At 61.3% G+C, this 22,633-nt stretch carries 20 protein-coding genes; 11 read left to right on the top strand and 9 right to left on the bottom strand.

Annotated features, from left to right (window positions below):
* Nucleotides 1–96: 96 nt before the first annotated feature.
* The 4 genes from ACTJLC_RS22000 to ACTJLC_RS21985 all read left to right on the top strand — a co-directional run bounded on the left by ACTJLC_RS22000 (nt 97) and on the right by ACTJLC_RS21985 (nt 4,074).
* Complete coding sequence (locus ACTJLC_RS22000) at nt 97–786, top strand: ABC transporter permease (protein WP_073430743.1); 690 nt, start codon at nt 97–99, stop codon at nt 784–786.
* On the top strand, nt 783–1,496 hold the full coding sequence (locus tag ACTJLC_RS21995; RefSeq protein WP_073430744.1) for an ABC transporter permease: 714 nt from the start codon (nt 783–785) through the stop codon (nt 1,494–1,496). The genes ACTJLC_RS22000 and ACTJLC_RS21995 overlap by 4 nt, the downstream gene beginning before the upstream one ends.
* A 49-nt stretch (nt 1,497–1,545) precedes the next feature.
* The gene (locus ACTJLC_RS21990) at nt 1,546–2,325 is read left to right on the top strand and encodes an ABC transporter ATP-binding protein (RefSeq protein ID WP_440845115.1); all 780 of its coding nucleotides are present in this window, start codon (nt 1,546–1,548) and stop codon (nt 2,323–2,325) included.
* A 597-nt stretch (nt 2,326–2,922) separates the two neighbouring features.
* A complete protein-coding gene (locus ACTJLC_RS21985; RefSeq protein ID WP_073430746.1) occupies nt 2,923–4,074 on the top strand; it encodes a porin in 1,152 nt (383 codons plus the stop codon).
* 196 nt (nt 4,075–4,270) lie between these two features.
* Here ACTJLC_RS21985 and glnK read toward each other — a convergent pair whose 3' ends face one another.
* Together glnK and ACTJLC_RS21975 are read right to left on the bottom strand one after the other, a co-directional pair.
* Nucleotides 4,271–4,609: a P-II family nitrogen regulator gene (glnK, locus tag ACTJLC_RS21980; protein WP_062126765.1), complete on the bottom strand. Its 339-nt coding sequence runs from the start codon at nt 4,607–4,609 to the stop codon at nt 4,271–4,273.
* Between the two features lie 134 nt (nt 4,610–4,743).
* The gene (locus ACTJLC_RS21975) at nt 4,744–6,456 is read right to left on the bottom strand and encodes an NAD+ synthase (protein ID WP_310132111.1); all 1,713 of its coding nucleotides are present in this window, start codon (nt 6,454–6,456) and stop codon (nt 4,744–4,746) included.
* Nucleotides 6,457–6,590: 134 nt separating this feature from the next.
* Here ACTJLC_RS21975 and ACTJLC_RS21970 point away from each other — a divergent pair, with 134 nt between their 5' ends.
* Together ACTJLC_RS21970 and ACTJLC_RS21965 are read left to right on the top strand one after the other, a co-directional pair.
* Complete coding sequence (locus ACTJLC_RS21970) at nt 6,591–7,760, top strand: GNAT family N-acetyltransferase (protein ID WP_114163429.1); 1,170 nt, start codon at nt 6,591–6,593, stop codon at nt 7,758–7,760.
* Between the two features lie 9 nt (nt 7,761–7,769).
* Nucleotides 7,770–8,096: a GIY-YIG nuclease family protein gene (locus ACTJLC_RS21965; RefSeq protein ID WP_073430748.1), complete on the top strand. Its 327-nt coding sequence runs from the start codon at nt 7,770–7,772 to the stop codon at nt 8,094–8,096.
* A 96-nt stretch (nt 8,097–8,192) separates the two neighbouring features.
* Here ACTJLC_RS21965 and ACTJLC_RS21960 read toward each other — a convergent pair whose 3' ends face one another.
* On the bottom strand, nt 8,193–10,286 hold the full coding sequence (locus ACTJLC_RS21960; RefSeq protein WP_310132116.1) for an FUSC family protein: 2,094 nt from the start codon (nt 10,284–10,286) through the stop codon (nt 8,193–8,195).
* Nucleotides 10,287–10,556: 270 nt separating this feature from the next.
* Complete coding sequence (ppa, locus tag ACTJLC_RS21955) at nt 10,557–11,084, bottom strand: inorganic diphosphatase (RefSeq protein WP_083085425.1); 528 nt, start codon at nt 11,082–11,084, stop codon at nt 10,557–10,559.
* A gap of 262 nt (nt 11,085–11,346) precedes the next feature.
* Between ppa and ACTJLC_RS21950 the strand changes: the two genes are divergently transcribed.
* The 3 genes from ACTJLC_RS21950 (at nt 11,347) to ACTJLC_RS21940 (ending at nt 15,120) form a co-directional block, all read left to right on the top strand.
* Nucleotides 11,347–12,786, top strand: coding sequence for an aldehyde dehydrogenase family protein (locus ACTJLC_RS21950; RefSeq protein ID WP_310132118.1), 1,440 nt, complete (start codon nt 11,347–11,349; stop codon nt 12,784–12,786).
* 68 nt (nt 12,787–12,854) lie between these two features.
* Nucleotides 12,855–13,613, top strand: coding sequence for an SDR family oxidoreductase (locus ACTJLC_RS21945; protein ID WP_310132120.1), 759 nt, complete (start codon nt 12,855–12,857; stop codon nt 13,611–13,613).
* A gap of 187 nt (nt 13,614–13,800) precedes the next feature.
* A complete protein-coding gene (locus tag ACTJLC_RS21940) occupies nt 13,801–15,120 on the top strand; it encodes an MFS transporter (protein WP_073430753.1) in 1,320 nt (439 codons plus the stop codon).
* Nucleotides 15,121–15,238: 118 nt separating this feature from the next.
* Here the strand turns inward: ACTJLC_RS21940 and ACTJLC_RS21935 are convergent, their stop codons facing one another.
* From ACTJLC_RS21935 to ACTJLC_RS21920, 4 genes are all read right to left on the bottom strand, one after another.
* Nucleotides 15,239–15,883, bottom strand: a complete 645-nt coding sequence (locus ACTJLC_RS21935) for a flagellar biosynthesis protein (RefSeq protein ID WP_310132123.1) — start codon at nt 15,881–15,883, stop codon at nt 15,239–15,241.
* 581 nt (nt 15,884–16,464) lie between these two features.
* Nucleotides 16,465–17,472 (bottom strand): fucose-binding lectin II, encoded by a 1,008-nt coding sequence (locus ACTJLC_RS21930; RefSeq protein ID WP_083085438.1) that lies wholly within the window; start codon nt 17,470–17,472, stop codon nt 16,465–16,467.
* A gap of 144 nt (nt 17,473–17,616) precedes the next feature.
* A complete protein-coding gene (locus tag ACTJLC_RS21925) occupies nt 17,617–18,393 on the bottom strand; it encodes a fucose-binding lectin II (RefSeq protein ID WP_114162041.1) in 777 nt (258 codons plus the stop codon).
* Nucleotides 18,394–19,054: 661 nt separating this feature from the next.
* A complete protein-coding gene (locus ACTJLC_RS21920) occupies nt 19,055–19,819 on the bottom strand; it encodes a ParA family protein (RefSeq protein ID WP_310132128.1) in 765 nt (254 codons plus the stop codon).
* Between the two features lie 331 nt (nt 19,820–20,150).
* Between ACTJLC_RS21920 and ACTJLC_RS21915 the strand changes: the two genes are divergently transcribed.
* Both ACTJLC_RS21915 and ACTJLC_RS21910 read left to right on the top strand, forming a co-directional pair.
* Nucleotides 20,151–20,645: a lysozyme gene (locus ACTJLC_RS21915; protein WP_244744507.1), complete on the top strand. Its 495-nt coding sequence runs from the start codon at nt 20,151–20,153 to the stop codon at nt 20,643–20,645.
* The gene (locus ACTJLC_RS21910) at nt 20,642–21,064 is read left to right on the top strand and encodes a lysozyme inhibitor LprI family protein (protein WP_310132134.1); all 423 of its coding nucleotides are present in this window, start codon (nt 20,642–20,644) and stop codon (nt 21,062–21,064) included. Before ACTJLC_RS21915 ends, ACTJLC_RS21910 begins: the two co-directional genes overlap by 4 nt.
* 200 nt (nt 21,065–21,264) lie before the next feature.
* Here the strand turns inward: ACTJLC_RS21910 and ACTJLC_RS21905 are convergent.
* Nucleotides 21,265–22,633, bottom strand: a 1,369-nt coding sequence (locus ACTJLC_RS21905) for a hypothetical protein (RefSeq protein ID WP_440845107.1), incomplete at its 5' end; no start/stop codon positions are given.

Genomic DNA, 22,633 nt, shown 5'->3' with positions numbered 1-22,633 from the left:
CGCAGGTCACGGCGAGCCCTAGCTCGCGGCAAACGCGGCGCAGAGCCGGCCGCGTCTTTCGCCGGTGCGTCGCAACGCATCGTCAAGGACCCTCATATGTTCCTTCAAGGCTACGGCCCGCTGCTTCTCAACGGCACCTGGCAAACCGTCAAACTGGCGGTGTTGTCGCTGGCGTTCGCTTTCGTGCTGGGCCTGCTCGGCGCGGCGGCGAAACTGTCGAAGAACCGCTTGTCATACGGCGCCGGCACGGTCTATACGACGCTCGTGCGCGGCGTGCCCGATCTGGTGCTGATGCTGCTGTTGTTCTATAGCATCCAGATCTGGCTGAATAACCTGACCGATCTGCTCGGCTGGGAGCAGATCGACATCGACCCGTTCGTGGCCGGCGTCGCGGTGCTTGGCTTCATCTACGGCGCGTACTTCACCGAGACCTTCCGCGGCGCGTTTCTCGCGGTGCCGCGCGGCCAGCTCGAAGCGGGCGCGGCCTACGGCATGACCGGCTGGCAGGTGTTCTCGCGCGTGATGTTCCCGCAGATGATGCGCTTCGCGCTGCCCGGCATCGGCAATAACTGGCAGGTGATGGTGAAGGCCACGGCGCTGGTGTCGATCATCGGTCTCGCCGATGTCGTCAAGGCCTCGCAGGACGCCGGCAAGGGCACGCTGCGGTTCTTCTTCTTCACCCTGTTCGCGGGGGCGATCTATCTCGTCATCACCACAGTGTCCAACTTCGTGCTGATGTACCTCGAAAAGCGTTACTCGACCGGCGTGCGAAAGGCGGATCTATGATCGAGATCATTCAGGAATACTGGCGCAACTATCTCTATACCGACGGCTATCGCTTCACCGGCCTCGCGATCACGCTGTGGCTGCTGGTGGTGTCGATCGGACTCGGCTTCTGCCTGTCGATTCCGCTGGCGGTGGCGCGCGTGTCGAAGAAGAAGTGGCTTGCCGGCCTCGTGTGGCTCTACACGTATATCTTTCGCGGCACGCCGCTCTACGTGCAGTTGCTGCTCTGCTACACCGGCTTGTACAGCCTGGAGATCATTCGCAATCACGAGCTGACCAACGCGTTCTTCCGCGACGGCATGAATTGCACGCTGCTCGCGTTCACGCTGAACACCTGCGCGTACACCACGGAAATTTTCGCGGGCGCGATCAAGGCCACGCCGTACGGCGAAATCGAAGCGGCGCGCGCCTATGGCATGTCGTCGTTCACGCTGTACCGGCGCGTGATTCTGCCCTCGGCGCTGCGCCGCGCGCTGCCCTACTACAGCAACGAAGTGATCCTGATGCTGCATGCCACCACGGTCGCCTTCACCGCGACCGTGCCGGACATCCTCAAGATCGCCCGCGACGTGAACTCCGCGACGTACCAGTCGTTCAATGCGTTCGGCCTCGCCGCCGTTCTCTATCTGCTGATTTCCTTCGCGCTCGTGTGGCTGTTCCGCCGCGCCGAGCGCCGCTGGCTCGCCTACCTGCGGCCGCAAGGCAAGTAACCCCGGAGCGTGATCCGCTCCCAAGCAAAGAAGCCCGCCAAGGACTCCGATGAACACCAGGAAGCAAAAGCTCTTCGTCGACGAGCTTCACAAACAGTACGGCGACAACGAAGTCCTCAAGGGCGTGTCGCTGAAGGCCAACGCCGGCGACGTGATCAGCGTGATCGGCTCGTCCGGCTCGGGCAAGAGCACGATGCTTCGCTGCATCAACTTTCTCGAGCAGCCGAACTCGGGGCGCATTTTCGTCGACGGTGAGGAAGTGCGTACGCAGATCGCGAAAAACGGCGCGTTGCGCGTGTCCGACCCGAAGCAGTTGCAGCGCGTGCGCACCAGGCTGTCGATGGTGTTTCAGCACTTCAACCTGTGGTCGCACATGAACGTGCTCGAGAACATCATCGAGGCGCCGGTCAACGTGCTGGGCATGAAGCGGAAAGACGCCGAAGAGCGCGCGCGTGAATACCTGGAGAAAGTGGACCTCGCGCCGCGTCTCGAGAAGCAGTATCCGTCGCATCTGTCGGGCGGCCAGCAGCAGCGCGTGGCGATCGCGCGCGCGCTCGCCATGCATCCGGACGTCATGCTGTTCGACGAGCCCACTTCCGCGCTCGACCCCGAACTGGTCGGCGAAGTGCTCAAGGTCATGCAGACGCTCGCCGAGGAAGGCCGCACGATGATCGTCGTCACGCACGAAATGGCGTTCGCGCGCAACGTGTCGAATCACGTGATGTTCCTGCATCAAGGCCGCGTGGAAGAAGAAGGCCATCCCGAAGAGGTCTTCAAGAATACGAAGAGCGAACGCCTGAAACAGTTCCTCTCCGGCAGCCTCAAATGAACGCTGCCCGGCTCACACGCAACCCGGTATTTGGGTTGTAGTGAATGTAGTATTACAAGGCGCTTACGAGCGCCTTTTTTGTTTCGCTCACCTTTGCATTCAGGCGTTTTTCGTCGCGAAAACGGCCTTTGAGCCGCTCCTCAGCTACAACTCCCCGCCTACCCCGCCACGTTTGCAGCGTCAATAGTGGCAATCCTTAAGGTTGCTCCCGCCGAACCGTGGTTCCCTTGTCGCATAAGGGTTTTCGGTGGTTTTGTGGGCCCCCGAACCCTTTATTGCGCACATTCCTATTGCAATTTGGAGACATCGAACAATGGAGGTACTAATTTCTTCTCCCACAGAAGTGTATTTTTGATAAATTAGTAACCAAAGTAGCAAAACAAAGTCCAGTAAAAGTAGTTTCACTTCAAAGCACAGAGGAGAACCGGTCGGCGAGGGATCGGCATGACGACCAGATAGCCCCAAGGCTACACGTCACGGCAGGAGACCCAATCCACCCGCTAATCTCCCTGGTACCGATTTCTGTTCGGCGCTGCTGGCGTCCGAACACCACTCGCAGTACTGGGTTTCACTTTTTGACAGGGTATGGAGGAGAAGATGAAGAAAGCTTTGCTCGCCGCTGCGCTGATGACAGCCGGTGTTGTTGCGCACGCCCAAAGCAGCGTCACGCTGTACGGACGTCTTGACGCTGGCCTGGAGTACATGTCGGGCGTTCCGCAAGGCACTGGCGCAGCCGGCCAGGCAACTGGCAGCACGAACCGTTGGCGCGCGGAAAGCGGCGACTGGGGTACCAGCCTGTGGGGCTTGAAGGGTGTTGAAGACATCGGTGGCGGCAACAAGGTCCTCTTCCAGTTGGAAGGCTCCTTCAACACGATGACGGGTTCGGGCCCTGGCGGCGGCGGTCTCTTCAATCGTTGGGCAACCATCGGCTTGGCGAACGACCAGTTCGGTACGTTCACGATGGGCCGCATGCTCTTCATCTCGAACGGCGTGTGGGACTTCGACCCGTTCGGTCAATCGAACTGGTCGTCGGCATCGCTGGTGCGTGGCCGCAACTGGCCGCAATCGAGCAACAACTTCGCGTACCAGTCGCCGAAGATCGCGGGCTTTGACTTCTACGGTCAATACGCGCTGTCGAACGCAACGAGCTGGAACGGCAACGGCACGACTGCTCAAGGTCGCGAAGCCGGCGCGCAGATCACGTACACGAACTCGTTGTTCCAGATTCGCGGTCTGTATGACGAAATCCGCAATCCGGCTAACGGCAACCTGTACGGCGCGAACCTCGACACCATCAATACGGCCAACGCAGGCGGCGGCGTGTTCTCGGCATCGCGTGAATACTCGGCGCTCGTGAACGTGTTCCTCGGCCAGTTCAAGATCCAGGCCGCTTACCAGGCTATCCGCTCGGCGGGTGCCCGGGGCGTTCTGCCGGGTCAACCGACCACGCTCGACCACGAGTGGGGCGGCGTGACGTGGCAAGCAACGCCGGCTGCCGCGCTGATCGCAGCGGTCTACCACGTGAACGGCAACAACGGCGCGGGCAATGCGACGATCTACACGGTTGGCGGCACGTACAACCTGTCGAAGCGCACGCTGCTGGATATGCAGGTTGCACAGGTGCGAAACAGCAAATCGGCCAACTATGGCCTGAATGCGAACAACGCAGGTCTGGCAAGCAGCACGGACAACCCGCTGCAAGGTCATAACCAAACCGGCGTCTACGCAGGTATTCAACACTCGTTCTAAGCGAACGGTGTGCCCCGAGGGGAGTTCCTTCGGGGCGAGTCAGAAGTTCTTCGAGAGAATCTTTTTCACGCTGCTGCGAGAGGCGCGTATCGGTGCGATGTCCGCAAGGGTATCGCACCGTTTTTTATTCTGAAGAGCGGTATGGCGACTGCCGCAACTGCCCACGATGCACCGCCTCGGTGCGAAGCCGGCCCGCTCAAACCGCCGCTTCGTTTTCCTCGCCGGTGCGAATGCGGATCACACGCTCCACTTCCGCGACGAAAATCTTGCCGTCGCCGATCTTGCCGGTGCGCGCCGCGCCGATGATCGCGTCGATCACCTGGTCGCATTGGCTGTCGGCCACCACCACTTCGATCTTCACTTTCGGCAGAAAGTCGACGACATACTCTGCACCACGATAGAGCTCGGTGTGGCCTTTCTGCCGGCCGAAACCCTTGACTTCGGTAACGGTCAGCCCCGTCAGGCCGACTTCAGCGAGCGCCTCGCGCACTTCGTCGAGTTTGAACGGTTTGATGACTGCGGTGATGCGCTTCATGGCGAACCTCGTCTCGTGTCTGGAAGAGTGAAAGGAAATTGGGTGATTTTTATTCTACGCCGCGCCGGATGCGTTGCGGCAATCCGGCTCGCTTCAGTCTCTTTCGGGTAATCGGCAGCCGTTCTGCCCGAAGCTCACTCCACGGGCTCGGTGTAGCGCGACGTGATCGGATAGCGCCAGTCGCGGCCGAACGCGCGATGCGTGACGCGAATGCCGATCGGCGCCTGACGGCGCTTGTACTCGTTGATCTTGATGAGGCGCGTGACGCGCTTCACGTCGTCGACCGCATAGCCCGCGGCGATGATTTCGGCGAGCGAGCGATCCTCTTCCATGTACATGCGCATGATCGCGTCGAGTACTTCGTACGGCGGCAGACTGTCCTGGTCGGTCTGATTCTCGCGCAGTTCCGCCGACGGCGCGCGCGTCAGGATCCGCTCGGGAATCACGTTCTGCTTGCCGAACCCGGTGGCCTGGTTGCGGTAGTGGCACAACCTGTAGACGAGCGTCTTGGCGATGTCCTTGATCACCGCAAAGCCGCCGGCCATGTCGCCGTACAACGTGCAGTAGCCCACCGCCATCTCGCTCTTGTTGCCGGTGGTCAGCACGATCGAGCCGAACTTGTTCGACAGCGCCATCAGCAAGGTGCCGCGAATGCGGGCCTGGATATTCTCTTCGGTGGCGTCTTCGGCGCGGCCCGCGAATTCATCCGCCAGCGCGTTGCGGAACGCGTCGAACATCGGCGCGATCGCGATCTCGTCGTAACGCACGCCGACGCGGCGCGCCATGTCGGCGGCGTCGGTGGTCGAGATGTCCGCGGTATAGCGCGACGGCATCATCACCGCGCGCACCCGCTCCGCGCCGAGCGCGTCGCATGCGACCGCCAGCACCAGCGCCGAATCCACGCCGCCCGACAGGCCGATCAGCGCGCCCGGAAAGCCGTTCTTCTCGATGTAGTCGCGCACGCCCATCACGAGCGCGGCGTACACCTGCGCTTCGAGCGACAGCTCGGGCGCGATCGCGGCCGGCAGCGGCTTGCCGCCTTCGAACTCGACGATCGCGGTGGCTTCCTCGAACTGCGCCATCTTCGCGACCAGTTCGCCCTTGTCGTCGAGCACGAACGAGCCGCCGTCGAACACCAGTTCGTCCTGCGCGCCGACCATGTTGACGTAGACCATCGGCAAACCGGTTTCGCGAATCCGCCCGCGCAGGATGTCGAAGCGCACCGCTTCCTTGTTCAGGTGGTACGGCGAGCCGTTGGGAATCAGCAGCACTTGCGCGCCCGCCGCCTTCGCCATTTGCGCGGCCGACGCATGCCATGCGTCCTCGCAGATCACCACGCCGTACTTCACGCCGTCCAGTTCGAACACGAAGGGCTGCGGGTCGGACGCGAAGTAGCGCTTCTCGTCGAACACTTCGGTATTGGGCAAATCCTGCTTGCGATAGGTGCCCGCCACTTCCCCGCCGACGATCAGCGAGGCCGCGTTGAACGTGTCGACCGGCGGCACGCCGCGCTCGATCGGCGCGTTTGCATTACCATGACCGTGCCCCGCGATGTGCGACCCAGCGTGCGTTACCTCGCGCAGCGGATGGCCGACGATCACATGCAAGCCGGCGAACGGTTTGAGTTGCGTGGCGAGGTCGGCCAACGCCGCCGCGCTCGCGGTATAGAACGCGGGGCGCAGCAGCAGATCTTCGGGCGGGTAACCGGACAGCGCGAGTTCAGGTGCGATCAGCAGCTTCGCGCCGCCTTCGTGCGCGACACGCGCGGCGGCGACGATCTTCGCGACGTTGCCGGCGAAGTCGCCGACGGTGACATTGATTTGAGCAAGAGCGATTCGGGTCTTCATGGCAGGATCGGCAGGCAAGCCACGAGCGGCTTGCGAGTACCGCGGCCTTGCGGCTCGACGGAACGGACAAATCGAATAAACGAACGACGCGCCGCCTGAAGCGCCGCGTCGCTCATTGGGAACAGTCACACAGATTGAATCAGGAACGCTTTGATTATCGCACGGGCATTCTGGCGTCGCCCTCCGAGGTGGACGCCGCGGAATGGAATGCCCTCCTCGCGCGGCAGCAGCAGCCCACGCCGTTTCTGCGGCATGAGTTCCTGAGCGCCTTGCATGCGGCCCAATGCGCGGTCGCCGATACCGGCTGGGCGCCGCAATTCGTCACGCTCACCGATCCGCGCACGGGCAAGCTCGCGGCGGCCGCGCCCGTCTATCTGAAAGGACACTCGTACGGCGAGTACGTGTTCGACTGGGCCTGGGCCGACGCCTACAAGCGCAACGGCCTGCCCTATTACCCGAAGCTGCTGTGCGCGGTGCCCTTCACGCCGGTGCAAGGCAACCGTCTGCTCGCCGCCGATACGCACGCGTTGCGGCATCTGGCGGCGACCTTGATGGCGTTCGCCGAGCAAAGCGACGTCTCGTCGCTGCACGTGCTGTTTCCCACCGAAACGGAAGCGAACGCGCTCACCGAGATGGGCATGATGCAGCGCGAGGGCGTGCAGTTCCACTGGCTGAACGACGGCTATCGCGACTTCGACGATTTCCTCTCGACGCTCGAACAGAAGAAGCGCAAGAACATTCGCGCCGAGCGCCGCAAAGTCCACGAGGCCGGCGTGACGATGCGCCGGATTCGCGGCGAGGACATCCAGGACGCCGACTGGCGCTTCTTCAGCAAGTGCTATCGGCAAACCTATCGCGAGCACTTTTCGAGTCCGTATCTGAATCTGGATTTCTTTCGCATGATCGGCGCGTCGATGCCGGAGAACCTGCTGCTCGTGATCGCCGAATACGAAGGCAGGCCGATCGCCAGTTCGCTCGTGGTCTACCAGCGCGACGCGCAAACCGGCGGCACGCTGTACGGCCGCTACTGGGGCGCGCTGGAACACGTGCCGTGCCTGCACTTCGAAACGGCGTACTACCAACCGCTCGAATTCTGCATCGAGGAAAAACTCGGCGCATTCGAGGGCGGCGCCCAGGGCGAGCACAAGATGGCGCGCGGCTTTCTGCCCACGGTGACGCGCTCGGCGCACTGGCTCGCGCATCCGGCCTTCGCGGATGCGGTCGGCCACTTTCTCGCCAACGAAAAGAACAGCATCCACGCGTATGTGGACGAGTTGCGCGAACACAATCCGTTCAAAGGCTGAAGCGCGTTTATGCCGTGGTTTCTCTATCTGCTCGAATGCTCGGACGGCAGCGTTTATACGGGCATCGCCGTCGACGTGGAGGCGCGTTTCGATAAACACATGAGCGGCATGGGCGCGCGATATACACGCTCGCGCAAGCCGGTGCGCGTGCTGGCGTCGTTCGAATTGGCGGACCGCTCGAGCGCTTCGCGCGCCGAGTATTGGGTCAAGCGTTTGTCCGCTGTTGAAAAGCGTGCGCTGGCCGCGGGGCTGCGCACGCTGGAATCGGCGTTGCCGTTGCCCGAGCCGGAGCCGCTCGCCGATGACGAAACGGAGCAGGAAACCGGCGCTTCGTGACGGCGCTTTGCCTTGGCTGCGTGATGCGTACCCGCGCTTCGTGCTTCTTGCGAATCACGCATCAGATCGCCCCGCCTACCCGCTCGCGACGGCTCGCTACCCTCTCGCCTCACGCATCCGCTCAGTCAACAGCCGCTGCATCAGCGCGAGTTCACCCACCGCATCGGCCTCGAGCGACGTCAGCTTGTCCCGCGCCGGAAGCTCGTGGCGGATCGGCCGTAGCGTCCGCTCCAACGCGGCGTCGATGTCGGCGCTCACGGCGGCGATCCACACGCCGAGTTCATCGTGCATGTCGCGCCGCGTCGTACTCAGGCGCAACTGCGTCGCGGTGCCCGCCATTCTTCGCAACAGACTCAGCACCGTTAGCGTCACAGTGTCGATCATCGAGTCCTCGAGTTTTTCGAGGCGAACGCGGCCGATCGCTTCCTCCGCGTTATTGCTGCCGAGGCCTGCGGCTCTGCGCAAGCGCTCCATGTCCTTTTCGCTGCGGCGCGGCGACTCCAGCGCCGCGCTCAGATACTCGACGTTGGCTCGCACCGCCCCGCTCAGATAAGCGCGGTAGTCGGCCTTTTCACGCGTCGGCCACAGATAGAAGGTTGCGACAAGCGCCAGCACGCAGCCGAGCACGTTGTTGCCGAGCCGCGTGAGCGCGAAGGCAAGCTCGCTCGCGCCCGGCGTCGCGAAGTCGGCGACGAGCACGAAGGTCGGCGTGAGAAACAGCACGAAGAGGCTGTAGCTGACGGGGCGCAGCGCCATCGTCGCCACCACCAGCGGAAAGACCGCGAGCGAAATGCCGAGCGGCGAATGGATCGCATAGCCGATGCCGGCCGCCAGCACGCCGCCGACGATGCTCCCCGCCGCGCGCTCGATACTGCGCGGCCAGGTCGCGGCAATCGACGGTTGCAGTATCAGCAGCGTCGCCATCGTGGCCCAGTAGCCGAACGGCAGCCCCAGCGCGCGGATGACGAGAAAGCCCGTCGTCGTCGTCACGCCGACGCGCGCCGCATGGCGCAAGCCGACGGACTCGGTCGTGAGATTGGCCTTGAGCGTCGACCCGGTGCGCGTCAGCAGTCTGATGGCGCTGTCGGTCCAACGCTCGGGCGGCGCATACGCCGGCGCGAAATCGACCAGTTCGAAGTCGGACTTCAGCTTCACCGGCTCGATCAGCGCGGTTTCGAGACGCCGCGCGAGGCGCCGCAAGCGTTGTTGCATATCGGCGAGACGCTGCCACTGCCCTTCATTCGCGTCGGCGCCGATTCTGCGCAGCACGTTACCCATGCCCGTGAGCAATCGCGCCGCGCGTTGCGCGCGCCGGGCGTCGCCGGGGACTTTTTCGCTCGCGCCCGACACGGCGATCAGATAGGCGAACAGCGCCTCGCCTTCGGTGAGCAAGCTGAGAAGCGTGTCGTAGGTTTCGCGCCCGCCCGTTCTCGACGCGGGCACGTTCGCCACCGCCTTGCGCGCGCGCTCGAGCGCGGCGCGGGCATCGGCGCGAAATTTCGCGGCATGCGTGGCCCACTCGCCGGGCGCCGCGCGCTGTTCGAGCAAACGGGCGCTGTCCAGGGCGATGTCGGCCAGCCGCAGATAAACAGCGCGCAACGACGCCCGGCTCATGGCGAACGGATGAATCCGCCAGATGGTGAGGCTGAGCACGACCGCGAACAGGCAGCCGATCAGATAGACGCCGAGAAACGCCAGGCCTTCGCGCACGTCGCGCATCGGCCTGTCGACCATCACGACGCAAGCGGTCGCGGCGAGGATCGTCACCTGCGAGGTGGCCGCGCCCCAGATGCGGCCGAATCCGCCGAGGCTCGTGAAGATCAGCACCGCGAGCGCCGCCCATATCGCCCCGGCGCCGGAAGCAAAGGCCGTCAGGCCGCCGCATACGGTGGAGAGAAGCGCGAAGCCCATCATCGACGCCAAACGCGCGCGATTCGAGCCGGCCGCGTCGGCGAGACAGGTCCAGAAGGCGCCGATCGCGGCCCACGCAAAGGTCGGATCGTGCAGCACATTGCCGACGGCCAGCATGGCCGTGGACGCGCAGGCCGCTCTCAACCCTTCCGACAGATTGGCCTCGCTCGCGGAAAACGACACCATCCATACCGGACGCTTGCGGTAGATCGCGGTGACGATGGCATACAGCCGGCTCGACCCGCGTGGCGACGATGCGGTGGACTTGCGATTCAGCATCCGGACAGTGGGCTCCTAAAACACGCATTGGCGCGGCGTCTGCGCGGGGTGATGCCGCGCGATTAACGAAGCTGCGACAGGCGACAGATCATAAGGGTTTACACCTAACTATAAAAATGGCTTCGGTTCATGCGGGCGATGCAATACGTCTATGTGCGTCGCGCAAGGCCAGGCGGGCGGCACGCGCATGCCTGGCAAGCCCATTAAAAAACCGCGCGGCCCTTTCGGGCCCGCGCGGTTTTCGTCATGCCAGCAGCGTGGCGACGCAGCTTACTTCTTGTAGTTCGCCACGCCTTCGCTGATTTCCTTATGCGCGGCTTCGACGTCCGCCCAGCCCTCGACCTTCACCCACTTGCCCTTTTCCAGCGCCTTGTATTGCTCGAAGAAATGCTTGATCTGATCTTTCAGGTACGCGGGCACGTCGTCGATCGACTTGAGGCTCGCGGTCATCGGGCAGACCTTGTCGTGCGGCACGGCGATCAGCTTTGCGTCCACGCCCGATTCGTCGGTCATTTGCAGCATGCCCAGCGCGCGTGCGCGCACCACGGAGCCGGCCAGCAGCGGGAACGGCGTGATCACCAGCACGTCGACCGGGTCGCCGTCGCCCGACAGGGTTTGCGGAATGAAGCCGTAGTTGGCCGGATAGCGCATGCCGGTGCTGATGAAGCGGTCGACGACGAGCAGGCCCAGGTCCTTGTCGGCTTCGTACTTCACCGGGTCGCTCTGCGCCGGGATTTCGATGATGACGTTGAAATCTTGCGGAAGGTCTTTGCCTGCGGGGACGTGATTGAAGCTCATGGGCGCTCTCTGATCAGGATGGAATTCGGAACACGGCGTGCGGTGCGTGAGCCCGGGCGGCATGCATCGTGTGAAGCTCGCCTGGAGCCGCGGCCCCGCGGCCGGACAGTGCGGAATGCGCCATTATAGCCAATCGGCCGGTGGCACCCGTCGCCGGATCGGCGCGATAATCGTCCCGCGTCTCTCGATTGTGCCTCTCGTTTGTGAACACTGCGTATCCGGCCCCTCGTCAGTGCCGGCTGCGCGATCTCAAGGAGCATGCATGGAAGAAGCCCGACACTTCATCGGCGGCGAATGGTCCGCGGGATCAGGCGGCGAGACGATCGCCGTGCTCGATCCCTCGGACGGCCAGCCGTTCACCCAGCTCGCGCGCGGCACCGCCGCGGACATCGACCAGGCGGTGCAGGCCGCCCGCCGCGCGTTCGAAGGCGCATGGGGCGAGGCGAGCGCCGCCGAACGCGGCCGCGTGCTGTACCGGCTCTCGATGCTGGTCGCCGCCCGCCAGGAGGAACTTGCGCAACTCGAAGCCCGCGACACCGGCAAGCCGCTCAAACAGGCGCGCGCCGATGCGGCCGCGCTCGTGCGCTACTTCGAGTTCTACGCGGGCGCGGCGGACAAGCTGCACGGCGAAACGCTGCCTTATCAGGCCGGCTACACGGTGCTGACGATCCGCGAGCCGCACGGCGTGACCGGCCACATCGTGCCGTGGAACTATCCGATGCAGATTTTCGGCCGCAGCGTGGGCGCGGCGCTCGCCGCCGGCAATGCGTGCGTCGTCAAGCCGGCCGAGGATGCGTGTCTGTCCGTTCTGCGTGTCGCCGAACTGGCGGCCGAGGCCGGTTTGCCGGCGGGCGCGCTGAACGTCGTCACAGGTTATGGGCACGAGGCGGGAGCGGCTTTGGCATCCCATCCGGGCATCGATCACATCTCGTTCACCGGCTCGCCCGAAACCGGCAAGCTGGTCACGCAAATGGCCGCCGAAAACCACGTGCCCGTCACGCTGGAACTGGGCGGCAAGTCGCCGCAAATCGTGTTCGCCGACGCGGATCTCGACGCGGCGCTCCCCGTGCTCGTCGCGGCGATCGTGCAAAACGCCGGGCAAACCTGCTCGGCGGGCAGTCGCGTGCTGATCGACCGGGCCATTTACGAACCCTTGCTCGACCGTCTGAGCGACGCGTTTCACGCGTTGCGCGTCGGTCCTTCGCATGCCGATCTCGACTGCGGGCCGCTCATCAACGCGAAACAGCAACGGCGCGTGTGGGACTTCCTCTCCGACGCGCAGCACGACGGCATTCCGATGGCGGCGCACGGCGAAGTGATCCCCGAAGCGCCGGAAAGCGGCTTCTATCAGGCGCCCACGCTGCTGCGCGACGTGCCCGCCGGCCACCGACTCGCGCGCGACGAAGTGTTCGGCCCGGTGCTCGCCGCGATGTCGTTCAGCGACGAGGACGAAGCGCTCGCGCTCGCCAACGGCACGCAGTTCGGCCTCGTGGCCGGCATCTGGACACGCGACGGCGCGCGGCAGATGCGTCTCGCGCGGCGCTTGCGCTCAGGCCAGGTGTTCATCAACAACTATGGCGCGGGCGGCGGCGTCGAGTTGCCGTTCGGCGGCGTCAAGCATTCGGGCCACGGGCGCGAAAAAGGTTTCGAAGCGCTGTATGGCTTCACGGTGCTGAAAACCATCGCCATTCGTCACGGCTAGGGGTGGTTGATTGGGCCACTGGGTTCATCGCAAACGCATCACCATTCACAACAAACAGCGGAGACATCATGCGGTTGACAGGTAAGACAGCCATCGTCACAGGTGGCGGATCGGGTTTCGGCGAAGGCATCGCGAAGACCTACGCGCGCGAAGGCGCGAACGTCGTGGTCAACGATCTGAACGGCGCGGCCGCCGAGCGCGTGGCGAGCGAAATCGCGCTGGCGGGCGGCAAGGCGATCGCGGTGCCGGGCAACGTCGCGCAACAGGACGACTGGCGCAAGCTGCGCGAAGCCGCGCTCGAAGACTCCGGCAGCGTGCAGATCGTCGTCAACAATGCGGGCACGACGCATCGCAACAAGCCGGTGATGGAAGTGACCGAAGCCGAGTTCGACCGCGTGTATGCGGTGAACGTCAAAAGCATCTACTGGAGCGTGCAGGAATTCGTGCCGTACTTTCGCGAGCAAGGCGGCGGCTGTTTCATCAACATCGCGTCGACGGCCGGCGTGCGGCCGCGGCCGGGCCTCGTCTGGTACAACGGCAGCAAGGGCGCGGTGATCATCGCGAGCAAATCGCTTGCCGTCGAACTGGGCCCTGACCGCATTCGCGTGAACTGCGTGAACCCGGTGATCGGCGAAACGGCGCTGCTCTCCGAATTCATGGGCGTCGAGGATACGCCGGAAAATCGCCAGCGCTTTCTCGCGGGCATTCCGCTCGGGCGGTTCTCCACGCCGCAAGATATCGCCAACGCCGCGCTGTATCTGGCATCGGACGAAGCGGAGTTCATCACGGGCGTGTGTCTCGAAGTCGACGGCGGGCGCTGCGTGTAGGTGGCGCGCAGGTGACGCGCAGGTGACTTGTAGGCGGCGTCCAGCTTGCCGCCGCGGGCCGTCGCACGCGCGGCCCGCTTGCAATGTCAGTGTTTTCCCCCGGTATCTATTCGTCATGCAAGCCATTCCGCGCGGATAGAATCGGGCGACAGCGGCACTTCATTTCCGCAAGAAAAGAGGAGACATCATGGCCAGTCCCGCAGATCCGCTTCACCATCCCGGCGCGGGTGCGCCGCCTTCCAGCTTCGAAGAGGCCACCTACCGCAAAGTCGGCTGGCGGCTGACGCCGTTCTTGATGCTCTGCTACGTGGTCGCGTATCTGGACCGCGTCAACGTCGGTTTCGCCAAGCTGCAAATGAGCGCGGACCTCGGTCTGAGCGACGCCGTGTACGGCTTCGGCGCGGGGATTTTCTTCCTCGGCTATTTCATCTTCGAAATTCCGAGCAATGTGATCCTGCACAAAGTGGGCGCGCGCGTGTGGATCGCGCGGATCATGGTGTCGTGGGGCGTGATCTCGATGCTGACGATGTTCGTCACCACGCCCACCATGTTCTACGTCATGCGCTTCCTGCTCGGCATCGCCGAAGCGGGCTTCTTCCCCGGCATCATCCTGTACCTCACCTACTGGTATCCGTCGCACCGGCGCGGCCGCATGACCACCTGGTTCATGACGGCGATTGCGCTCTCCGGCGTGATCGGCGGTCCGATCTCGGGCTACATCATGAAGAGCTTCAACGGCGCGAACGGCTGGCACGGCTGGCAGTGGCTGTTTCTGCTCGAAGGTATTCCGTCGGTGCTGGTCGGCATTCTGGTGTTCTTCATCCTCGACGACCGCATCGCGAAGGCCAAGTGGCTTACCGCCGAAGAGAAAGAGTTGCTCGAGCGCCATGTGTCCGCGGAGGAAGCCACCAAGCACGACATGCCGATCCGCCAGGTGCTCACGAGCGGGCGCGTGCTGATGCTGAGCCTCACGTACTTCTCGTTCGTGATGGGTCTTTATGGCGTGAGCTTCTGGCTGCCGACCATCATCAAGACGACCGGCGTGACCGACGCGTTCGCGATCGGCTTGTTGTCCGCGATTCCGTTCGCGGCGGCCGTGGTGGCGATGGTGCTCGTGTCGCGTAGCGCGGACCGCCACCGCGAGCGGCGCTGGCATATCGCGTTGCCGGCGTTCGCGGGCGCGATCGGGTTGATTCTTTCTGTTGTGTGGACGCACAACACGGTATTGGCGATGGCTTCGCTCACGCTCGCCACGATGGGGATTCTCACCACGTTGCCGCTGTTCTGGAGTTTGCCGACCGCGATTCTTGCGGGTACGGGCGCGGCGGCCGGGATTGCGATGATTAATTCGATTGGGAATCTGGCGGGCTTTCTCAGTCCGTATGCGGTGGGGTGGCTCAAGCAGGCAACCTCGGCGAACGATTCGGGGATGTATATGCTGGCCGGGTTTCTCGTGCTTGGCGGGTTGCTGGCGATTAGTGTGCCGGCGAAGATGGTTAATAAGTGAGTGGCGGCGGTTTTTGCTGGCGCTTCGCTGGTCCAGATACCGGTTGCGGTTCTGGACCAGCAAGCTAGACGCGCTTGCCATCTTCATGAGGAGCGAGGAGGCTCGCTCCTCGATGGACCTACTTCCCGCTTAACAGATCCTTGGTCCGCAGCGTAATCGCCGACAGGCCTTTTTCCACGATCTCCTGCCAGTCGCTGGCAACCACGACTTGCTTGGATTCGCTAACGCGCGTCTTGACGGTCTGCTCACCATGAAGCGCGCCGACATCGCCTGACAACTGCAGTTCCGACTTCTGGTTGGTTGAGATGGACCAGAAGCCGGGCTGGAACCATGCCCAGAAATCGATGATGTGTGCCGTCACCGGAGTGGCGGCGGCAAAGTTGGGGTCGTCCTGCTTCACGACGATGTAGCCGGCCTCCTGAAAGCCGGTAGCCAATGCGCTTTCAACGAGGCCGGAGACCGTCTTGCCTTCGGGAAGCACCACGTCGCCGAGCGCCTTGCCATAACTGTTTCTCTTCCGACCGATCGCGCGAGCTTTCGACGCATCGCCAGAATCTTCAGCCGGATCCAGTGACGCCATGTCGGCGCTGGGAGGGGCGACGGTGAACGTGCGTTTGTCCTGTACGGAATCAATGCGTACGTATTTCCCCGTTGCAGGATTTTTGCCTTGAGGCGCGGAGACCTCGACAGTTGTCCGGCCTGCCGCGCATCCGGCGAGAATGGACACGGCGAGACCATAGATAGCGATTCGACCCAATAGCATGATTGTTTTACCCCTAGTTGAAGATTGATTGTTTTAATTGCCAAACCAAACGTTCGACGGTGCGGCGCGAGAAGATGGATGCGCTTGAGCTGATTCCGCCGGATCGGAAGAATATCGTGATTCTTGTTCGGTAATCCAATGGTTCGGCATTATTCCAACTTCTGGAGGTCTTTTTGAAAAGAAGTGTCGAGGAGAAGCTTCTTGCTCAAAATCTCTCTGGAGCATTGATATGCGTCGGCTGTTTATGCTTGCGCTGTTTCTGATGTGTTTCCCAGCTTGCTCTCGCGGAGCCGCCGCATTTTAATGCGGGACTAACTTATGTAATGGTTGCCGACACGACCGCGCCAATCGAGTTCTGACAGATCGTCCGCGGCTTCGGCCCAGGCGACTCATGGCCGCAGTTCCTCCGGCATCAATGACCGTCAGGTGCAGTCGTGACTGACACGGTGCAATCCTGTTTCCGCGAGGCCGGCGCCATGCAACGTGCGAGTGCGGCGTGACCGCACTCGCCTTACCCTATACATCAACAACGACTTAGCGCGTCAATCAAACCATACATGTCGCGCCGACCAGCATAATCGCTAGGTCTGTTGGACCGGCCAGCTAAGAAAGACGATAGCGGCGTTGTAGTCGTTGTCGTTACGAGTGCCATCGTCCGACCCAACAAACCCGAAGGAGATTGTTTTGCCGCCAGAAGGCTGGATATCGACCTGGCTCGATACTATTTTCGACGGTTTGCCGTTTGCCGACACAGTGATGCGGACTATCCCCGTACTGTCTGCATCAAGGATCGTTGTTCCTATGCTGCGAATACCGTCCGCTCCCGGACCTGACAGCGGACGCGGCTTTTCGGATTGGCCGACATATATTTCAACCGTCTGTTCGGAGGTGGATTCGGCCAGCGCCGTTACGCTAAACCTCGTGCCCGGCGGAAGCTTGAACGTGCCATCCCCGACTTGGGTATGAGGCTGAGGTGTCGAAACAGGCCCAGGCCCTACGTTCGTTTTGGGGGCCAGCAGCGCCTGGAGAGCCGAAAGGTCTACCGACAACGTACCGTCGGCTGAGATCTCCAGGCCTTGACCTACCTTGATGCCACCAAGCACCGTTGCGGAAGCATGGGGCAGCACATAAGGCTTGGTGGTCTGATCCGGATTCGCGCCGCCCGGAACAGCGAACATCGATTGAGCGGTTTCATCATTCGTGTTGATCGCGTAGGCATCGACGATGGTACCTGCCTTTACAACCAGGTACGTACCGCTCTTTTGTGTTGCATTGCGGCACCGGATGTCCATATTGGACTTGTTAATGATGAGCCACTTGCCTGTAAGGACCGGGATCGTACAGAGCGGACTACCCGAATCATGACCGGTCCAGTACAGCACGCGGCAATTGTACTCAGCCTCCGACAAGGTCCAGTCATAGTGCATCCAGTCACGAGTACCAAAGTCCTGCATCGTGCCAGGCCAGCCGCTTGCCAATTCTTCTGGCTGGGACATCAGTGAAACACCGCCGAATACTCCTGCGGCCTGACTGCCGATCGCAGCAGGCGTTTCTTGTTGCTTTTGACCATTCTCTGACTGTTGCGTCATTTTTCCACTCCGAAGTTAACATTGGGTACTTCTACCCGGCAACTTCACGCGCTGGGCACGTCACTCCTGCTTGACCTTATGCGCCTTCTGACAAGTTCGCCCCGGCTGGATGAAGGAGATCTCCCCCAGCAACCGGACTGGCGTCTAGCCAAGAGGCCAGTTGAGAATCGCAAGACAGTCGTTGTAGTCGTTATCGGTGCCATCCTCCGATCCGAGGAGGCCGAAGTAGATTGTCTGATTCAGGTCGACTTGACGCGACATCACCTTCGACTGCTTGCCGTTTGCCGTCACGGTAAGGCGAACAACGCCGGTACTGTCGGATTCGAGGATCACGGTGCCCATCTGACCATCCTGAGTCCCCGGCTTGCCAGTCAGGGTGTAGGGCTTCGGATTGTCGCCGATGAAGACGGCGATTTCCTGGGGTGTGGCCGAGTTCACAAGCCCAGTCACGCCAAACCTCGTATTCGGCGGAAGTTTGAAGGTACCGTCCCGGACGTTGGAACTGGGAATCGATCCAATCAACTGGAAGTAGCAAGATGGGTCGATGTCCTTCTTTCCCGGAATGAGAGCGTTATCAACGTCCTGATTTGATCCAACGGAGACATAGAGTCCGTTATCCGCCTGCAGCACTAAAGAGGGAGAGGCGGGGGCGTACTGATATGAGAACACGCAAAACTCATCGACGGTCTTTTTCGTGGCCAGAATGCAGTCGTTGCTTGAATGTGGAAATAGGCCGCTGATCCTCGAGAGATAAAGCCCATTATCCGCAAGCAAGGTGATCTTGCCCGGCGCTACGACTTGCACCGTGAACTTGCCAAAAGAATCCACGCCTGGCTTTGTGGCCAGTATCAGGTTCGTGGGCTCCTCCCTGCCAACAAATAACCCGTTACTTGCCTTGAAAGAAATAGTGCTCGAATCCATGTCCGTCTCCTGATTTGGAATGCGCGCGGACGTTGACTTATTGCGTTGAAAATAGCCCGCCGCGCGATTGCTGTGACGCGATGAACGAAGTTGCAGCCCCGTCAATAGCGGAGACTACCGTACGCAATCAACAAAAAGAGCCTATCTAAATTGATGGCTTGTAATTGCCAGGAAGCGGTATGCGGAACCCTCGACAGGTCCCGATATCACCGCGGACTTTGGAAAGGTCCAGCCGGCAAAGCCATTATTGAGGTCGAATCGAAGATGCGCTGCGTCGCATCAAAGACGAGATATTCGTCAACGAGCGGCTGCTATCGGGAAGACTGACGGTCCCTTGGGGGTCGGGCACAGCGGCTCGGCGACGGACAAAGCGGCAGTTCACCAGGTTTGCTCGACTACGGTCGGTTAGGAGCCGAAACTGCGCCGCTAATCCGACTCCCTACGCCCGATATTTGAGCGCAACCCACGTTTGGATGTTCGTTCCATCTCGGCCGAACCCGGCCGAGGCCGTGTGAAAACGCGAGAGTACTCGGTTTTCGGGTGTCGCTTTACCCTTCGCGAGCGGCTACCAAGCCAATACAGCGGGATTTGAAGGGTCGATTTTTCGGGAGGCTGCATTCAGCGCGCGTTTTCACACGGCCTCGGCCGTCTGCCGATTCCCCTATCCGGCCAGTTCACGATGCAAGGCCCGATATTCCTGCGAAAGTTTGTGTCCCGGATCGAGGTGAATGACGGGGGTCGCCTGCTGATGCGATTCGCGGATCTTCACGGACGAAGACAGCCGCGAAGCCAGCACCGGCAAGCCTTCACTGACGAGTTCGTCGACCAGCTTTTGAGGCAGGCTCGCACGAGGCTGAAACTGGTTGATGACAATCCCCTCCACCTCCAGCGCGACGTTGTGATCCTGCTGGATCTCCTTCACGTTTTCCAGCAACGTGTAAAGCGCGCGACGGGAAAAGTCATCACAGTCGAACGGGATCAGACACCGCTCGACGGCGATCAGCGCGGAGCGGGTGTAGAAGTTCAACGCTGGGGGTGTGTCGATATAAATCGCGTCATACGTGTCGAGTTCGTTGAGCGCATCACGCAACTTGTAGATCTTGTAGCGGGATTCCAGTTTGCCGTGCAACGCGTCCAGGTCAGGATGAGCGGGCATGATGTCCAGATTCTCAAACGGCGTCGGATGAATGAACGACGTTATTTCTACGGGCCTGAAGCTGAACGTTAGCGCGGTTTCAAAGAAGCCAGCGACGGTGGGATGGGCCTCGCTGGCCTGCGGGCCGAGCAGGTATTGAGTTGAATTCGCCTGGGCATCCAGGTCGATAACCAGAGTGCGCAGACCTTCGCTGGCGCTGATAGCCGCAAGGTTGCAGACGATGGTCGATTTGCCTACGCCACCTTTCTGATTGAATACGACGCGCCGCATATTCTCCCCTTGAACGGAAGCTGTCCCGAAGGCGCCAGCATACCTGAGTCAGTCGACCGGGATGGATGTGAGCGGCTATTTTCCGGCATGGGTCGTTGTGTCGTTGAAGGGGAAAGCGCGTCAGCGCGGTCGATGGGGTAGGCATATGCCGATCGTGAAGAACAGCGACCCGGCACGAGCAAACACTAGCCATACGCTATGGCCCCTCAGCGTGAAACTCCGATACTGCGGCCCCGATAATCTGCACTAGTAGTGACAAGTCATAGCCAGCAATCCCTTTCTCCGCTGACGAATGATAGAGTCTCGTCGACTTGGTCTCCGCGAGGAAACGATGCCGAATGAATCATCGCGTCTCAGCCCTGCCGGCTGGGCGGATTTGCGCCGTCGGGAAGGTGCCGTGATGAGCTACTACAACGATGTGGCGAACAACTGCACCTATGGAGTCGGCACACTTGCTCACCTTGGTTTCTGCACGCCGGAAGAACTCCAACGTCCGGTGTCGGTCGCGCAGGTCAATGCGCAACTTGCCACTAAGGTCCGACTCACGGAGCAGATCGTTCGCCGCAATGTGCGAGACCGTCAACTCACGCAGGCGCAGTTCGACGCATTGGTGAGCTTTGTCTATAACTCAGGGGAAGCCGGATCGCGTGACACGTTTGTTGCCGCCAATAGTGGCAACGATAGGCTGGTTGCAAGCAACATGGCGCTCTGCGTCTATGTGCATCCGCGCGATACACAGGGACGCCGCCTGCCGCCGCGCCGCGTAAATGGGCTTGTCAACCGCCGCCGTGAAGAGGCTGCGCCATTCGCTCAGGGGGCGCGATGAGAGTCGCTTTCGTGGCTCTCGCGCTCGCGTGCTCTTCCGCATTTGCTGGCACGCCGCCTGAACCCGCTGATGTTATTTCGCGGCAGAGCGGTCTGCCGGCGAGCGAGGTGCAAGGCATGCTGGCGAACTGTGACGCAAACCAGACGAGCCTGAACTTTTGTGCATGGCGCGACAAGGTGGTCGCTGAACAGAAACTGCAAGACGTTGCTGACGAGAAATCCGCGAAATCGCCAAGCTGCAAAGCGCGTCTGGAGAAGAAGATCGCCGCGTGGAAGAAACGACGCGATGCGAGTTGCAAGAAGTCCGCCGAGGCGGAAAACGGAGGCGGCTCCATCGTGCCTATGGAAATTGCCGCTTGCCAAGCTGCGGAGACCGATCGGATGGCAAAGATTGTTGGGGCTAGTCGGCGATGCAACTGACCGATGCGCTGATGCGTAGTTGGTAGTGGTTGTTTCTGGGGACTGGGGCTTGGTCGTCACTTCGACAGTCCTTCAGAGGTCGTTCGGTTGTCGGAGACTGCCGCCATTTGTCTCGATTCGGCTATAAATGGACTTTCGACAATGCCGCCCAGCTCGACAATTTGGCTTGCATTCCTTCGCCACAACGGCAGTCTCCGGTATCAAAGATTGTTGCCGTGCTCAGCGTCCGGCGCAGGTGCATTGACTGGAGGAGCCTCGCTCGTGAAGTATGGGATCGGTGCTACCAAATCCACGAGTGTGCGAGTAATGGCATTGGATTCGATGTAGTAGGTTACACCAGGCGCTCCGGGGTGCAGGCTCAGAAAGACCTTTGCGAATGGATCGCCGCCTTGCTCGAAAGGATTTGTCGTGCCGAGATAAAGCACCGTTGTGCCTTCGGTTAGCCAGCCTTCGATCGGAGTTTTGTGCGAAGCAACCCGCCGATACGAAACGCTTCTTGCAATCCGCGTCTCGTACCGTTTTCCCGGTGGTCCGAAATCAAAGCTGAGCGAGTCAGCGTGCGATTGCTTCTTGTAAACGAACGACACTGTGCGGTCGATGCAATATTCCGCTTTCTCGCGGTCGGGCTCATAAGGCGCGAACATGTCGATCAGACCTACGCGCCAGTCGCCACTTGTGAGTTCCACCGCGACTGGCGTGCGGCTACGCACGTTGTAAAACTCCTGCACGCTGATCCCAAGCTCAAGGAGGTCAAAGCGTAATCGCTCATAGTCGATTATCAGAAGCTCTAGAGGGTCGGTTTTCGAAAGCGCCCATTCCTGATTACGCGCGTAGAGCGGGGCCTTGTACCCACGTGAGGTAGCTACGACAGTCCCAATAGGCGCGCGATAGTCACCTACGAAGTAGTCACTTTCGAACTCAACGAAGAGGGCCTGCCTGACTTGCACAAGCGCCTTGCCAAAGTCACCTAGGTCGAAGGCTTCCTGCGCTGCCAGAAGGTATGACTTCCCTACACCGTCTTTTAAAAGAGATGCTGAAAATATGCCGGAAAGCGATATTGAAAATACCTGCCTAACAGCGGTTTCTACAGCGGCACGCGCTGCCTCAAGATAGCCCGCTGCGGCACTTGGCGCGCAAGGCTGCCCATAATGCTTGCCGACCACGCGTGCCTTGTTCATCGCGTTCAACGTCCCGCTTCGCGGAATTTTGATTCCACGCGCCCTTAACGCTCCCATGAGTTCGGGGAAGCCCGCCTTTTCCAATTTCAGGTCCTCACCGTCACTGGCGTGTTCAAGCACGCACGCGAGAAAGAACAGTTCCACAGCGTCTTGAAGCATCACAACGCCAGCGGTGGTGACATGCTCGTTCGTGGAGCGGCAAAACCGTTCAGCAGACTCGAAAAGTGTCTTGGCCGTTAACAAGCCATTAAACGCTTCCGGCTTCATCGTTTTACTGACGGGTGCACCAAATAGTGCCTTGCGCGTTATACGGGTATGAAGACGAAAACTGATGCCCGAAAACTGGACCAGGCGACGCAGGCGCACCTGAGGAAGATGGTGGTGCAGGCGG

The sequence above is a fragment of the Paraburkholderia sp. 22099 genome, assembly GCF_052045835.1.
Classification (GTDB): domain Bacteria; phylum Pseudomonadota; class Gammaproteobacteria; order Burkholderiales; family Burkholderiaceae; genus Paraburkholderia; species Paraburkholderia terricola.
This window is presented reverse-complemented; position numbering and strand designations above follow the sequence as displayed.